This is a genomic window from Dyella choica (assembly GCF_003977665.1).
GTDB lineage: Bacteria > Pseudomonadota > Gammaproteobacteria > Xanthomonadales > Rhodanobacteraceae > Dyella_B > Dyella_B choica.
Genome location: NZ_RYYV01000019.1, coordinates 13,815 through 27,520 on the forward strand (window position 1 = coordinate 13,815; position 13,706 = coordinate 27,520).

Here is a 13,706-nt window from a genome sequence, read left to right on the forward strand (position 1 = left end):
CAGTTTGTTTGCTATTAAGCCATCCGCCTCAGTTTTCGTTGCACCAGCGTCAAGGACCCTCTACATGCTCAGCCAAGGCTCCCTGCCGGGTTTCGACCTCGCCATCCCGACCGATCGCCTGTACCTAGCCATCTTCCCGGATCCCGCCTACGCCACCCGTTTTGAAGCCTTCGCGGCCAAACACCTCGCCGCACGCCGCATGGACGGCAAGCCGGTGGAGGCCAGTCGCCTGCACGTTACGCTGTTCCATCTTGGCGACTACACCGAACTCCCGCCCGGCCTGGCGACGCAGGCGGCGGATGCGCTCACTCGTCTGGAAGTGGAGCCTTTCAGCATCTGCTTCGACCAGATTGGCAGTTTCGGCAACCGCCATAGCCATGGCGACTTTGTCCTTACCGGCAGTGATGGCAATGAGACCTTGCGCGTGTTGCACCGACAGCTCGCCGTGCACTTGAATGCTGCGGCCCTGAATCAGTACACCAAAGGCTCATTCACGCCGCACATGACCTTGGCCTATAACAAACCAGCGGTGCCGTTCCAGCCGATCGAGCCGGTGGTATGGCCGGCGCATGAAGTGGTGCTGATCCATAGCCAGTTGGGCAAGACCAAGCATATTCGAATGGCCGACAAGCCGCTGCAATAGGTGCGTAGGCTAGGATGGCAACCCCAACACCGGAGATGTTGGGTAGAAGCTGGGATTGTCATCCCAGCCTACACGATGACGCCATCCGATTCGACAAGCTTTACGGCAGATGCAGGATTCTCTCTAGCGGAGCCCCGACTTTCGACTCGATCTTTCTGTATTCGTCCTTGACCCATTCAAACAGCTTGGCTAGCTGAGCCAAGTACGCCTGCTGGTCGCGAAGACTCTCTTGCGAAGCTTCCTCCCGAAGAAGGCTTTCTCTATAGAGCATGGCGTCGCGCACCGAGGAAACCATAAGCATGGCGTACGGGGCAGAAATATCCAGGCCCTTTCCTGCCGGATCGGATGTGTCGTCCTCTTTGCGGGGGTAAGCCAGGGCGGGCACGTCCGATTCAAAAAAATCATGCAGGGGAAGACCGAGGCTGGCTTCGATCTTCTGGTATTGATGGGTGATCTCGTCGAGAAACACCGATAGATCCACCGCATAGGCTTCGTAATCCGCGCGATTGCGCAGGGTCTCGCTTTGCAGCAGTCGTTCGTGATAACTGACGGCATCGCGAACAGCGCATACCGCCAAAGGAGTCAGGGTGCTGACGATTTTCATCAGACGGCCTCTTTGATCACGTTCTCGGCCAACTTGTTCAGCAGAAACTTGAGATGTCCTTCAGCACTTTTGTTTCCATGTCGCCTCCTTGTGATAACGATTCAATGTCAGACTTAGGCAATACCTCGGCTTTACGAATCCCCAGACTGCCATGTGCCAATGACACAGACAAGTCTTCTCAATGGATGTGAAGGTGGAACAAAAGAGGGGCACGTCACGTTTTTTGCCCTGGGCAAATGGAACCGGAAGCCGATTGTCGCAGACGCCTTGTTTGGTCGCGTCGGCCTGCTTGTTTACGTCGTTTTGGGTGGGGCAATGTCAGCGGTGTTCAGTCGTAGCGGCAGCATGTCATGCCATTTTCATGGAGACGATGTGTGAGTGGGGCGCAATGCAAGGGATCCAGGCTTTCACCGGGATGACGAAAACAGGCATTGGCAAGTATCGGCATCATCAAGTTACGTCCAGTTGAGATTCGACACTGATCAGATGGGAGGGCGGTTGATCGTGGTTGCGCGCCTAAAATGAACAATGCACAATATTGAACATTGTTCAATATTGAAGCTGGGCCGTGACCGCGCTGGGTGCTTCCAGTCGCCGCGATCGATCCGCAGGCAGGGTTTGTGCCGAACAGCGAGGAAGTTCGCACATATGTGCGTGCGCTAGGACGGAAAATGCGCGCTGAGGATGGGCTCCCTGCGACCGTTGGCCCGGTCGAGCAGATCACCGCGGGTGGATTCGGGTCGCAACGCTTCGTAGCAAAGCCGTGCCGATCATGAACGTGCGGTTGGTCATGGGCCGGCGGGGGTGCCGCTCAAGGATTTTTAACTCGCGGCAAGTGTCTGTTGATACTCGACAGCTGGCGTTCAAAGACCAGCGGTATGTTGATGCAATGAGGATGTCCCGATGTCCCTGATCGAATCGCTCACGTTGAATACTGAATTCCGCCCTTCGCCGTTGGAAACCTTTCTGGCTTGCGCACACCAGATGCTGGATCCGGCTACGCCGGAGTCGGTATGCCGGCTGGTGGAGCCGATGTTGGTGGCGCAATTGCCGGTGCTGCGCGCATTGGGGGTGTTCGACCTGTTCGAAGTGCGCGATCCGGCCATGCGGACCTGGCTCAACGATGAGCTTTTGCGGCTGGTGAGCATTGAGCCGGAGCTGGCGTCTGTGTGAGGTTACATCGACGCCGCTCGTCATTCCGGTCAGCGCCGGAATGACGAGCAGGAATCGTCAAGCACCGCTGAACAGCGCCAGTGCCTGTTCGTTGAACTCATTGACCAGAGCGTGTTCATTCGGCCCTGCATTGCCACGGAACGGCTTGGCGGCATCGACCAGGATCTCGTCCGCATCGGTGCCAAGCACCGCCATGGTTTCGGCCATGAACTGATCCAGCGGCATGGCCAGTTCGGCCTCCTGGCTGTTCATGAGTTCGGTGCGTACCCAGGGTGGCGCGATTTCAAGCACGCGAACGCCGGTGTCGCGCAACATGAAGCGCTGCGACAGCGCGTAGGAATGAACGGCCGCCTTGGTCGCCGAGTAGATGCCGGTAACGGCCATCGGCACGAAGCCGAGCACGGAGCTGGTGTACGCCACGACCGCGTTGCGCTTGCTCTTCAGATGTTCGATCAGCGCCGAGGTCATGCGAATCGGCCCAAGCAGATTGGTCGAGATGGTCGAGGTCAGCAAGGCGTCGTCGATTTTTCCGGCGACGGTGTCCGGCTGCATGATGCCGGCGTTGTTGATGAGAACATTCAGTTCGGGGTGGTCGGCGATCAACTTGGCGGCCACTCGTTCGATGTCGGCGGGATCGGTGATATCCAGCTCGATCGCTTCCATGCCGGGATTGGCTGCGATCACCGCATCCAGACGGCTGCGCCGCCGGCCGGAAATGATGACCTTGTTGCCACGCTGGTGCAGCGCTTCGGCCAGGGCCTGGCCGATGCCTGAGCCGCCGCCGGTAATGAAGACCGTGTTGCCATTGAGTTTCATAGGAGTTCTCCTTGGGATGGGTTCAAGCAGGGAAGCGGTCGCCGAACATGGGCAATCCGCTTTTGGATTCGGCCTGGTTTGCTTCGTCTTGCAGGACGTCCCAGTGCTCGGCGAGCTTGCCGTTTTCGATGCGCACGATGTCCGCGGCGATCCAGGCGGCGGGACGGCCGTGGCCGGAGAATCGTCCGTGCACGATGACGTAGTCGCCTTCGGCCAGGATCGGCCCGTGCTCGTAACGCAGGCTGTCGGGGATGCTGCGGATCAGATTGAACAGGCCGTCACGGCCCGGTTCGATGTGTGCGCTGTGCTGGATGTACTTATCGGACCAAAAGCGTTCGGCGGCTGCGTAGTCGCGCTTGTTGAACAGTGTGTCGAAGGCCGCGAGGACCAGAGCCTTGTTCTGTTCGGGTGAGGTCTTGGACATGGTCGTTTCCTCTGCGATGACGGATGGCTTGGGTGAGGGATGCTCTAGCGCCTGGGCGCTGGCTTAAAATCACAATGGTGATCGCCATTGACGTGGTGTAGAATGGCACTGCCCGAAACCGTTGTCAATGGTGATCACCATTGTGATTCGGGGCAATGCGAACAGGCCGTACGGCAGGAGCGGATTTATGGGTGTTTCCAAGCAGCAAGCTGTTGAAAATAAAAGGGCTATCGTCGCCGCCGCGGAAAAGCTGTTCCGCCAGCGCGGGGTGGCCGCGGTGGGGCTGGCCGAGCTGACCAAGGCCGCGGGCTTCACCCAGGGCGGTTTCTACAACCACTTCAAATCGAAGGACGCCCTGGTCGACGCCGTCATGGAGAAGGCGATGGAGGAGGGGGCGGCCCTGCTCACCACCGGTATCGAAACATCGAAGGCTGAGGCGGCCGACCCCATGCAGCGGCATATCGAGTGGTACCTGTCGCCCGAGCACCTTGCGAACATCGAGGCAGGTTGTCCGCTGACGGCGTTTGCGGGCGACGTTCGGCGACTTGGCAAGGAAGCACGCCAAGCCTATGCAAGCGGACTGGTATGGAATTTTGATCAGCTGGCGAAAATGATCGACGGCGAGAATGCGCCGGAGAAAAGAAAGAAGGCGGTCGCACTGTTCAGTCAGATGGTCGGCGCGCTGGTGCTTTCGCGTGCTGTTACCGAGTCTGATCCTGCTCTCGCCGAGGAGATATTGAAGAACGCACGTCAGCCATTGCTGCAGGCCATTGGCGGCTAATACAAGCAGGTAGGCTGGGTTGCTAAACCGAGCATTGCCATGCACGCGTGCAGCGCGTTGCTGGGATTGTCATCCCAGCCTACGCGTCAACAAAAAACTCGCTCGGCCCGTATGGTTGAGCTTGGTCATTGAACGGGGTATGCCATCTGGCACTGTGTTGCTGCCGTCTGCGCAACTACCTTAGTGTGCGCCGCCAAGGCTCTTCCCCACGACCACGCCCTTTGCTTTTGCAGCCGTCACGTGCGGGTGCGAGAGACCGTTATGTCTCAAAATATCTGCCGCTCTGCGCTCGTGTCAGCTGTAAGCCTGTTGTTGGTGTCGTGGGCCGTTTGCGATGACGCGCACGCCAAGCTCGTAGTCCCGATGGACTCCGCCGATGCCAACATGCCTACCGATGTCCTTCCTTGCCATCGGTACGACGGCTTGCAGCCACAAGGCACCACCAGCCCGGCGATCAGCACCTGTGAAACCATGTCGCCCGAATTGGGCAAGGTTCGCGAAAAGCTGGCCGAGCACGGCTGGCTGATTCAGGGTGGCATGATTCTGGGCGGCACCTTCGACCTGCTGGATCATGGCGCGCATCCCCAGCTTTACATCGGGCAAAATCCTACTTACCGGGCCAACGGGTATGTAACCGCAACCTACGATCTATCCCGAGTGGGTTTCGCCGGCGCCTCGCAACTGGTGTTCAACGCGAACGTGCAATGGTTCTCGTACGCAGGGGAAAATCCCACCGGTTTCGCCATCAACAGCCTTTATGTAAGCCAGCGCTTCAACGAAGGGCGCGTGCAGCTGCAGTACGGCTTCGAGGAGCTCGGCAACCAGTTTTATGGTTTTTCGCTCGGCACCAGTTCGACGACGTCGCCGGCAGGTGTCGGAAGTTCCATTCCCTACGAAGTCGGCTTCATCTTCAACAAGACGGCACCCGAGATCAACCTGCGCCTGGCTTCGCCCAACAAGCATTTCTACGAACGCTTTGGTGCGACCCGCAGCGTGGATCCCGAGGGGCCGCAGCCGGATTGGGACCACAATAATTTCCTCGGGCTGAAGTGGCATATTCCCGGTGCCAAGGCGCTCTTCATCAATGAGCTGGGCTACCAGGTCGAAGCTGCTCCCCAGCAGCGGATGAAGTGGCTGCGCCAAGGCGTGATGATCAACGAAAGCCGCTTCCCCAGCTTCCGCGGCGGCTACGCGGATGGCAACTATGCCTATTATCTGGTCGGCGACTATCAGTTGTTCCAGACCGATGCGTCGAAACCGTATAGGGGGCTTTACGTCAATGTAAAGGCCGACTATGCGCCACCTGATCGCAACGTCTATGCCGGGGATGTCGGCGCTACGTTGTACGTATTGGGTCCTTTCGGGCGGCCTGATGACGCGTTCGCGCTAGGCTATACCTTCAATCGATTGAGCCGCTCGTTCCAGCGCCAACAACAGGCAAACGGCATCGCCGCCGTGGACTACAGCCGCAACTATGCGTTGTCCTATGTCTACCGTGTGGCGCGCGGCGTTTATCTCTCCAACCAGCTCAGTTATACGGTCAACCCTATTCCGGCGCCGAAGCAACCGGAAGCGTTGACGTGGATGAGTTCGTTGTCGCTGTCTTATTGAGTTTTACATTCAGCGCGTAGGCGGGGATGGCCATCCCCACCTACGGACGCTTTCGCAGTGGGTCGAGCAGCGCCCGCAGCCCGTTGTGATCGATCTCCAGCATCAGTGCCAGCAGGCTGCCCAGCTCGCCGGACGGAAAGCCTTTGCGGGCGAACCAGGCCAGGTAGGCGCCGGGCAGGTCGGCGATCGGGCGGCCCTCGTATTTGCCGTAGGGCATGGTGGCGGTGACCAGTCGCTGCAGATCTTCGGGTTTCATGCTGCTGGGTTCGGGGCGTCAGAGGGGATGTGCTTGAATCAGCGTACATGGTTTCGGCGCCTCTCTGTCTGCCCAGGGCGGAGGCCAACGTGGTGCCAAGCGCGCATATCGCCGCGGTATGCTCGCCGACAAGTGATAAGGTCCGCGTAAATGAGGGGAGTGCCATGAAGGCCTCGCGGCTGAACAAGTTGATGGACCGGCTGGAACAAGCCGAAGCAATCCTGCTGAACGAGCTTCGCTCCATTCTTCCTCGCGTAGCCGAATCAGGAGAGCCGTTGTTCTTTCATCCCGATTTCTTGCCGGACGCGAAGCCTCATTGGCTATCCAAGGAAGGTGATGCCCTGTTTGGGCTGGCCAAGGAAACGGTCATGTTGCGCGAAGAGGCAGGCTTGCCCGTCTTAGGTGCGATAGGCCACCAATATCTCTCAGCATGCACGGAAGCTGCGAACGTGAATAATCCCCATCGTCGTGGGCCCAGGCAGCTGGCGATCTGGCTGCTTGGCGAGGTAGGGCAATGGGAGCCATGAAGGCAGTGCATCAGCCGTGGATTTTTCCAACGTCCAGTTGATCTGGGATGCGCACCCGTTTTCCATGTGCTGGATAAGCTCTCTTGAGCTTTCTCCGCTACGAAGTGGTCAGGTGGGCCTGGATTGAAGTGGCTATTTTCCAAAGCCACTCATCGGCCTAATTTGCATCGTGAGCTTTTCCCATGACTTCGGGAGCGGCATATGGCGCTGGTCAACAGGCTTTGGGCTGGTTACTTGCTAGGCAGTTTGATGTTCGCGGCGTGCACCGGAATGGCATGGATGCAGTCGGCTTCCAACGCAGGTACGACTGTTGCTGCTGAACGCGACGGTCAACATGACTTCGATTTCGAATTCGGCCGCTGGAAAACCCATTTATCGCGGCTCAATCGCCCTCTCGCCGGTTCCAAGGATTGGACCGAATACGACGGCATCAGCGTGGTCCACAAGGTATGGGATGGTCAAGCCAATCTGCTTGAGCTGGATATGAAGAACGCAGCCAGCCATGCGCGGGTCGCTTCGTTCCGCTTGTACAACCCGGTCACTCGCCAGTGGGGCCTGTATTTCGTCAATAGCCGCAGCGGCACCATCGGTGTGCCTACCGTTGGCGGTTTCAGCAACGGTCGAGGCGTTTTCTACGACAAGGAAACCCTGGATGGCAAACCCATCCTGGTGCGTTTCGTGATTACGCCGCGTAGTTCGGACGCTATCCATTTCGAGCAGGCGTTTTCCGCGGACGACGGCAAGACGTGGGAGACGAACTGGATTGCCGATGACACCCGGATCAGGGATCGTCCGGACCGCTAATCGCGTAGGCTGGGATGAAATCCCAGCATCGGAAGCCGCAAAGGCGCTGGGATTTCATCCCAGCCTACCTCTATGAGGGTACGCGCCAGCCCTAACATGGGTTACAGTCGGGCCGTGCCCGACGATTGAGGTTGCTCTCGTGCCCGGGCAAGCAGAAGGCAGCAAACGGGGTGGTCCGGATCGGCTTGATGGGTTGATCAAGGAGAGGGCGCATGACCAAAGTTTGGGTGAGCTTCGCTGCCGCAACGCTGGGGCTGGCCGGCAGCCTGGGTACCTGGGCCGCCGAACCGGTTCCGAATGGCGCCGCGGCCACGGTTACGCAGGTTTATCGCGACTACGCCTGGCAGGCGGTTATCGATGAGCCGGCCAATGCGGGTGTTGACCTGTTCGATCAGCCCGCACCGGTTTTGGGTCGCTATTTCGATCCGCACCTGGTTGAACTCATTGCGCGCGACCATCAATGTAGAGAGCGCACGCATGAAGTCTGCCGGCTCGACTTTGCGCCCATCTGGGATTCGCAGGACCCTGCAGCGTCAGAGATGAAAATCCGTACTACCTCCGTTCCATCGAAGGTATCGGTCGATTTTGCGTATCCGGATAAAAGCACCCACGTGCATATCCTCTACGTGCTGTCGCAAACCCCGGCAGGCTGGCGAATCACGGATATCCAAGGCCACGACTGGTCGTTGCGCAAGCTGCTAGAAGCCAAGCTTGATCCTTGAAACAGGAAGGCTGGCTAGCCTTCGCTATGGAGCTTTGTATGAATTGGAGACGGATTCTCGTCTTTCTGCCGCTGATGCTGGCGGCGTTGTGGATGCCCAAAATCATTGCGAGTTTCTGGGCGGGGCAATTCGGCATAAACGATGTCCTTGAATTCAGTATTTACCGTCCGCTCTACTGGCAAAGCTGGTTTGCCGAAGTCTTTCTGCTTTGGCTGGTCTATCTATGGTTTCTGAAGGGCATCCAGCAACGCTGGCTGCTGCACGTATTCGCCTTGATCGTCGGTACGGTCGTGCTGTTCATTGGATTGGCGCGAATCGCGAACGTGCCGCCATCGGATGGTTTCGCTCTTGATGCCTTGGGAATCGTCAGTGCCGGGCTCCTTGCCGAAGGGCTGATGACGTTCATTCGAACCCTCCGCAGCGGCAAGCAGACTCCTCAACCAGGTGACGGCTGGCGGCAGTGGCTCGTTTATTTCATCCAGGGGGCGCTCGGGGTATTGGCGGGTATTACTGGCATGGTCGTTCTGGGTGGCGCCTTTGCGCACACCGGTGCCGGGGTTCTCTTCGCAGGGTTGGGATTGTTTCTCATCGTTGCCTTGAGTGTCGCCATCCATGAGGGAGGGCACTTTGCCGGAGCGATGTTCACGGGCATGAAAGTACTGCACGTACGCGTATTGGCGCTGGAACTCCATCCCCAGCGGGGATGGTGGCTGGTGCGATGGGCGCCTGAGCGAGGTCGCGCCTACCAGGGAATGGTCTTTGCGGTGCCCGATCCCAGCCGTCCCATGCGGGGGCAGATCTTGCCGATGGTTGCCATGGGGCCCTTGGCGAATCTTCTAGCGGGAATTTTGTCGGTAGCGTTGGCATGGATGGACCTGTCGCCAACCCTCACCTCAGTTGCGGTTGCTTTTGCCATCGTCAATGCCGTGATGATGGTCGGCAATCTATTGCCGCGCACCGGACGCGTGACCAGCGACGGTGCAAAGCTTTTGCAGTGGTGGAAGCATGCGGACGACAAGCTGCCGCAGCTTGCTTACTACCGGCTGCTTGCCCATTCCGTGTTTGGCACGACGGCTGACGCATTGCCGGAAGAAGATATCCGATATTTGGAAAACCAGCCGATGCCGGTACCGCTGCTGGCGAGCTGGTATCGGCTCAAGGCCGCGCAAAATCGGGGTGAGTGGGGGCGCGCACTCGAGGTGGGTGAGGCCTTCGAGCAGTCGGTCGCCGCCTGGGGGAAATCGCTGCCTGCGTTGGGTACCCTTTTCTCTCATATGCGAACGGAAACGGCCTTTTGCCGAGCCATGGTGACGGGAGATACAAGCGCGCTGCGTGAGAGTCTGCTGACTCGCGATGCCAAGCGCTTGTCCGCGTACCTATGGCCTCGCTGTTTGGCGCTGAAAGCCCATCAGCAAGGTTTGCATGAGGAAGCGAGGCGCTTGCTATCCGTATCCATGCGCGAAGCGAAACGATCGGTCGATCTGGCCTTGGCCAAGAGCGAAACCATGCTGGCCGACCATATCTTGCGAGAGCCTGTGCTGACACCTTTTGACGCGTGATCGAGAGATGAGGATACGCATGGGTGTAAACGGCCTGGATCACCCTTGCTGCGGTAGTCCAGGACGTCCTTCTTTATCTACCCCTCGCAGGGTTGCGCAAGCTGGCAAACAAAAAAGATCGCGAGGCTTGCAAGCGTGATGGCGTTGGTCACGACTGGCTGGCACCGGACGACGAGTCGACAGCTGCTTAGGCAAGCATTGCACTCAGCGTCGTCACGCAGATAACCAGGCAGGCGACGAACAGGCTGTTGAGCATCAGCGTTTCGAATTTCATGGCAGTTCTCCTCGGGCAGGTTATCGGGTCTTCGAGTCAGGTTTTGCATAGCCCGTGCCAAGTCGTTTAATCGCTGAAAAGCCTTGTTTTGAAGCCATTGTTGCTATGGCGATAACTGCGCGAAAGTGTCCGCGGACGCGGGTCTTCACTGTCCGGACAGTTTGTGGACGCTACAAAGCAGTCGGTTGCGAGCCAGCCAACGCGCTTTTGTAAGTGAGCAATTCATCATGTAGATGAGGGCCAAAGGGCGTCGCTGCTCCCAGCCGCAATGCGGCAGCGACAAAAGCCCACAGCGCTTCGGGCGGTGGCGCGTTTTCGGGCGGCGAGCCGTCGGGGCGTTGGCGTCCGGCGGCTCCGGTCCTGATGTATTTGCCGATGATGGTGGCCGTACCGCCCTTGGCGTGATCGGCTCCCGGCAGAGTGCGGCTGAATTCGCCGGTCAACAACGTGACCACGTTGCGTCCCGGCAAGGCCATGACACGACTAAGGAAGGCGGTCAGCGCAGGCGTGATCGGCGCCATGATCTGGCGTGCGACATCGCCAGAGTCATCGAGGTGCGTGTCGAATTGGCGATCCTGTCTTCCGGTGAAAGCCGGTTGCGCAAAAACGACATTGGCACCTTCCTGCACCAGCGCCTCGACCGCAGCGAAGGTTGAGCGTTGATTGTCGATGGCCGCATGGGTGCCGAATGCCGAATATGCCTCGCGGATATCATTGAACTGGGCCACCGAGAGCGAACGGCGTGCATCGTCCAGTTTCACGATGCGCTCGAAACTCACTCCCTGTTCGGAATTCGGCTGAGTGGAAACACCTACCGGCAATCCAAGATTGTTGACGATCGCACAACGAACGGCGCTGGGAGGCATCGCTGCGGCCATCCGCAATAGCTGACTGCGCGAGCCTGATTGCAATACGGCGGCACGCGAATCATTGTGCGTATAGAGCCCATGCCTGAAATGCACCGACGCCATGTGCGCCAGCGCTTCGGCGGGCAAGGCGCCCAGCGAACCCGCGTCCACGTAGAGTCCATTGCCCAACGCGCGGATATTGTCGGCCGTCACGCCGAATGCTCCGTTGGCGAGGAATGCATCCGCGCTGTTGAACAGGCCGGCGGGTCCGCCGTTCAACCAGAACACCACCAGGGTTGGGCGCTCGCCGGCGCGATGGGGCTTCGCCGACAGATCGAAGTCGCCCAATGTCAGTGCGCCGGCCAGGGCGATGCCCGCTTTCAGCAGGTCTCGGCGTGTCATCGAATGAGCGGTCATGGGATGCCTCTGCTTATTGCCTGCGTCGCTAGGTAAGGCTTAGCCTAGGCCCGTCCGTTTTTCGAAAGGTGGTCATCCTGTGTCGCGTTTCGGACAAGCCTGTTCGCTCGGCCGGGCCTGGCCGATTACGGCGCTGGCCAAGGACTATCCGCAGGGCTGGCACGTGGCGAAGCACCGGCATCGCCGCGGGCAGCTCATTTACGCCAAGTCGGGCGTGATGCACGTGACCACGCGCGAAGGCATCTGGATCGTGCCGCCACAACGCGCGCTTTGGATACCGCTTGGCATGCAGCACGAAATTCACATGGAAGGACGGGTGGCCGTGCGCATGCTGTATATGGATCGTGCGACGAGCGACTCGTTCGGTACGCATTGCAGGGTGTTGGCGGTATCGGCGTTGCTGCGCGAGCTGATTCTGGCGGCGGTACAGGCGCATGGGCAGAGACAGCGCCAACGCATGGGCGTATTGACGCCGCTGCTTTTGCACGAATTGCAAACCGCGGACGAAATGAGCTTCCATATTCCGGTGCCTTCCGACCCGCGTCTGAAAAACGTATGCCAGCGACTGCTTGGCGGTACGGCACGCGCCGAGACTTTGGAGCAATTGGCCGCGCGTGCCGGTGCAAGCAGTCGCACACTGGCGCGGCTGTTCGAGCGCGAATTGCAGATGTCGTTCGTACGATGGCGCCAATACGTCCGCCTGGCCAGGGCACTGAGCCAGATGAGCCTGGGGCATTCGATCAAGGCTGTCGCGCGTGACGCTGGCTACGCGAACTGCAGTGCCTTCAGCAGCATGTTCCACCGCGTGCTGGGCATCACGCCCAGCGACTATATGAGGCTTGCTGTGGAGTCCCAGGCGTAGGCTGGGATGACAATCCCAGCATTCGGCTAGCGCATGGAGAGCTGGGATTTTCATCCCAGCCTACGTGCCGGACGGGCGTATCTAAGGTGACAGCTGCAGATGTTGATGGATCGATTCGGCCATGTTTTTCAGGGCGCTTTCGGTCCCTTCACAGGCGTCGTTGGCGAGCAGGACCATGCCTTGGTGCTGCCCCGGATACAGCACCACCTGACTGGACATGCCGAAGCTGCCGCCGCCGTGCCAGAGCATGCGCTGATCGTTGTCGAGTCCTAGGTTCCACGCCATAGCCTCGCCGTTGTCCGCGCTGCCGACCAGAGGATCGTGCGAAACGCTGATCGCCGGATCGCGGCTGTCCAGCTGCAGGCGCAGGTATTTCGCCATGTCTTGCGGCGTGGCGTAGAGACCCCAGGCCGCGCCGGCGCTTTGCGGGCGGTAAGGCACGCTTCGGCGATCGCGGTCGTAGCCGGAAACAAGGCGTGTGCGGTCAGCGGCGGCAATCGTAAATCCGGTCGAGGTCATGCCCTGCGGCTGGGTAATGCGTTCACGGACCAGTGTTTCGAAAGGTTTGCCGTAGATCTGTTCCAGGCCAAGTCCGACGACCAGAAAGCCCGCGTTCGAATAGGCTTCGTTGGTGCCCGGCTCGCTGCGAAGTTTCACCTCGTGCAGCGCCGACAGGAATCGATCACGGCCAAATCCCTGGAACAAGGCGAGCATGTGAATGGGGCGGGTGGCGTAGTTGTTTTCCGCGAACAGGGCGTCCGTGTCCGGAATGTCACGTGGCATACCTGAGCGGTGCGTCAGCAGAGTCCGCAAAGTCATGGGCTTGCCCTGCCAGGAGAGGTTGGTGTAGCGGCCCGGCAGATAGGTTTGGAAATCGCGGTCCGGTTCCATGCGGCCTTCGGCGACTGCTTGCGCCGCCAGTGTCGCGGTGAACGTCTTGGTCACGGAGGCGAGTTCGTAGATGTTCTGGCGGGTGGGCAATTGCGGCTTGCTACGCGAGATTGAACCGTAGTTGTAGAAGTAGCTGCTGCTTCCCTCGCGCACCACGACAGAAAGTCCCACGTGGCAGCTATTGCGGAATAAGTCACGGGCGGCCTGGTCGACCGCCCGATCCAGGGCTGAGCGAACCGGATTGTCGCTGAGTACAGGGCTTGCCATCGTTGACGATTGAGTGGTCGTGCAAGCCAGCATTAGCGCGCAACTGATCCAGGTGATCTTCCGCATGGCTAGCTTGCTCACACCAGCATGGCGCCAAGGGTGGAGGCGCACAGCACCAGGCAGGCGGCAAACAGGCTGCTGAGCATCAGAGTTTCGAATTTCATGGTGGTTCTCCTTGCGTGGGTGAATGGGGCTCTTGAGTGATAGATGGCAAAGCCCGTGCCAAC

15 protein-coding genes are annotated in these 13,706 nt (G+C 59.2%); 9 read left to right on the plus strand and 6 right to left on the minus strand.

Annotated elements, in window-relative coordinates; all coding sequences use genetic code 11:
- Positions 1-64 precede the first annotated feature (64 nt).
- Complete coding sequence (gene thpR / locus EKH80_RS19105) at positions 65-643, plus strand: RNA 2',3'-cyclic phosphodiesterase (protein ID WP_126686394.1); 579 nt, start codon at positions 65-67, stop codon at positions 641-643.
- Between the two features lie 100 nt (positions 644-743).
- Here thpR and EKH80_RS19110 read toward each other — a convergent pair whose 3' ends face one another.
- Positions 744-1,247 (minus strand): hypothetical protein, encoded by a 504-nt coding sequence (locus EKH80_RS19110; RefSeq protein WP_126686395.1) that lies wholly within the window; start codon positions 1,245-1,247, stop codon positions 744-746.
- 903 nt (positions 1,248-2,150) lie between these two features.
- On the opposite strand from EKH80_RS19110, the gene EKH80_RS19115 reads away from it, so the two are divergent.
- Positions 2,151-2,420, plus strand: a complete 270-nt coding sequence (locus tag EKH80_RS19115; protein WP_126686396.1) for a hypothetical protein — start codon at positions 2,151-2,153, stop codon at positions 2,418-2,420.
- A 57-nt stretch (positions 2,421-2,477) separates the two neighbouring features.
- Here the strand turns inward: EKH80_RS19115 and EKH80_RS19120 are convergent, their stop codons facing one another.
- Positions 2,478-3,236, minus strand: a complete 759-nt coding sequence (locus tag EKH80_RS19120) for an SDR family oxidoreductase (RefSeq protein WP_126686397.1) — start codon at positions 3,234-3,236, stop codon at positions 2,478-2,480.
- Between the two features lie 22 nt (positions 3,237-3,258).
- Complete coding sequence (locus tag EKH80_RS19125) at positions 3,259-3,660, minus strand: nuclear transport factor 2 family protein (protein ID WP_126686398.1); 402 nt, start codon at positions 3,658-3,660, stop codon at positions 3,259-3,261.
- Positions 3,661-3,847: 187 nt separating this feature from the next.
- On the opposite strand from EKH80_RS19125, the gene EKH80_RS19130 reads away from it, so the two are divergent.
- Positions 3,848-4,441 carry a TetR/AcrR family transcriptional regulator gene (locus tag EKH80_RS19130; protein WP_126686399.1) on the plus strand — a complete coding sequence of 198 codons (594 nt, stop codon included), beginning with the start codon at positions 3,848-3,850 and terminating at the stop codon, positions 4,439-4,441.
- Between the two features lie 384 nt (positions 4,442-4,825).
- On the plus strand, positions 4,826-6,052 hold the full coding sequence (locus tag EKH80_RS19135; RefSeq protein WP_158628884.1) for a carbohydrate porin: 1,227 nt from the start codon (positions 4,826-4,828) through the stop codon (positions 6,050-6,052).
- A 40-nt stretch (positions 6,053-6,092) separates the two neighbouring features.
- On the opposite strand, the gene EKH80_RS19140 is transcribed toward EKH80_RS19135, so the two are convergent.
- The gene (locus EKH80_RS19140; RefSeq protein WP_126686401.1) at positions 6,093-6,308 is read right to left on the minus strand and encodes a DUF3820 family protein; all 216 of its coding nucleotides are present in this window, start codon (positions 6,306-6,308) and stop codon (positions 6,093-6,095) included.
- Positions 6,309-6,397: 89 nt separating this feature from the next.
- Here EKH80_RS19140 and EKH80_RS19145 point away from each other — a divergent pair, with 89 nt between their 5' ends.
- The 4 genes from EKH80_RS19145 (at position 6,398) to EKH80_RS19160 (ending at position 9,920) form a co-directional block, all read left to right on the plus strand.
- A complete protein-coding gene (locus EKH80_RS19145; RefSeq protein WP_126686402.1) occupies positions 6,398-6,835 on the plus strand; it encodes a hypothetical protein in 438 nt (145 codons plus the stop codon).
- A gap of 201 nt (positions 6,836-7,036) precedes the next feature.
- On the plus strand, positions 7,037-7,639 hold the full coding sequence (locus EKH80_RS19150) for a hypothetical protein (protein WP_230473827.1): 603 nt from the start codon (positions 7,037-7,039) through the stop codon (positions 7,637-7,639).
- Between the two features lie 212 nt (positions 7,640-7,851).
- Positions 7,852-8,361, plus strand: a complete 510-nt coding sequence (locus EKH80_RS19155; RefSeq protein ID WP_126686403.1) for a DUF3828 domain-containing protein — start codon at positions 7,852-7,854, stop codon at positions 8,359-8,361.
- A complete protein-coding gene (locus EKH80_RS19160; RefSeq protein ID WP_126686404.1) occupies positions 8,358-9,920 on the plus strand; it encodes a M50 family metallopeptidase in 1,563 nt (520 codons plus the stop codon). Before EKH80_RS19155 ends, EKH80_RS19160 begins: the two co-directional genes overlap by 4 nt.
- A gap of 444 nt (positions 9,921-10,364) precedes the next feature.
- On the opposite strand, the gene EKH80_RS19165 is transcribed toward EKH80_RS19160, so the two are convergent.
- On the minus strand, positions 10,365-11,459 hold the full coding sequence (locus tag EKH80_RS19165; protein WP_126686405.1) for a hypothetical protein: 1,095 nt from the start codon (positions 11,457-11,459) through the stop codon (positions 10,365-10,367).
- A 79-nt stretch (positions 11,460-11,538) separates the two neighbouring features.
- Here EKH80_RS19165 and EKH80_RS19170 point away from each other — a divergent pair, with 79 nt between their 5' ends.
- A complete protein-coding gene (locus EKH80_RS19170) occupies positions 11,539-12,321 on the plus strand; it encodes an AraC family transcriptional regulator (protein ID WP_126686406.1) in 783 nt (260 codons plus the stop codon).
- A gap of 81 nt (positions 12,322-12,402) precedes the next feature.
- On the opposite strand, the gene EKH80_RS19175 is transcribed toward EKH80_RS19170, so the two are convergent.
- Complete coding sequence (locus tag EKH80_RS19175) at positions 12,403-13,545, minus strand: serine hydrolase domain-containing protein (RefSeq protein ID WP_158628885.1); 1,143 nt, start codon at positions 13,543-13,545, stop codon at positions 12,403-12,405.
- Positions 13,546-13,706: the final 161 nt, after the last annotated feature.

Bases quoted from the DNA above. Each gene is read 5' to 3' on its own strand.
- thpR (WP_126686394.1), top strand. From the start codon at position 65: ATGCTCAGCCAAGGCTCCCTGCCGGGTTTCGACCTCGCCATCCCGACC.
- EKH80_RS19140 (WP_126686401.1), bottom strand. From the start codon at position 6,308: ATGAAACCCGAAGATCTGCAGCGACTGGTCACCGCCACCATGCCCTAC.
- EKH80_RS19155 (WP_126686403.1), top strand. From the start codon at position 7,852: ATGACCAAAGTTTGGGTGAGCTTCGCTGCCGCAACGCTGGGGCTGGCC.
- EKH80_RS19110 (WP_126686395.1), bottom strand. From the start codon at position 1,247: ATGAAAATCGTCAGCACCCTGACTCCTTTGGCGGTATGCGCTGTTCGC.
- EKH80_RS19125 (WP_126686398.1), bottom strand. From the start codon at position 3,660: ATGTCCAAGACCTCACCCGAACAGAACAAGGCTCTGGTCCTCGCGGCC.
- EKH80_RS19135 (WP_158628884.1), top strand. From the start codon at position 4,826: ATGCCTACCGATGTCCTTCCTTGCCATCGGTACGACGGCTTGCAGCCA.
- EKH80_RS19150 (WP_230473827.1), top strand. From the start codon at position 7,037: ATGGCGCTGGTCAACAGGCTTTGGGCTGGTTACTTGCTAGGCAGTTTG.
- EKH80_RS19120 (WP_126686397.1), bottom strand. From the start codon at position 3,236: ATGAAACTCAATGGCAACACGGTCTTCATTACCGGCGGCGGCTCAGGC.
- EKH80_RS19115 (WP_126686396.1), top strand. From the start codon at position 2,151: ATGTCCCTGATCGAATCGCTCACGTTGAATACTGAATTCCGCCCTTCG.
- EKH80_RS19175 (WP_158628885.1), bottom strand. From the start codon at position 13,545: ATGCGGAAGATCACCTGGATCAGTTGCGCGCTAATGCTGGCTTGCACG.
- EKH80_RS19165 (WP_126686405.1), bottom strand. From the start codon at position 11,459: ATGACCGCTCATTCGATGACACGCCGAGACCTGCTGAAAGCGGGCATC.
- EKH80_RS19130 (WP_126686399.1), top strand. From the start codon at position 3,848: ATGGGTGTTTCCAAGCAGCAAGCTGTTGAAAATAAAAGGGCTATCGTC.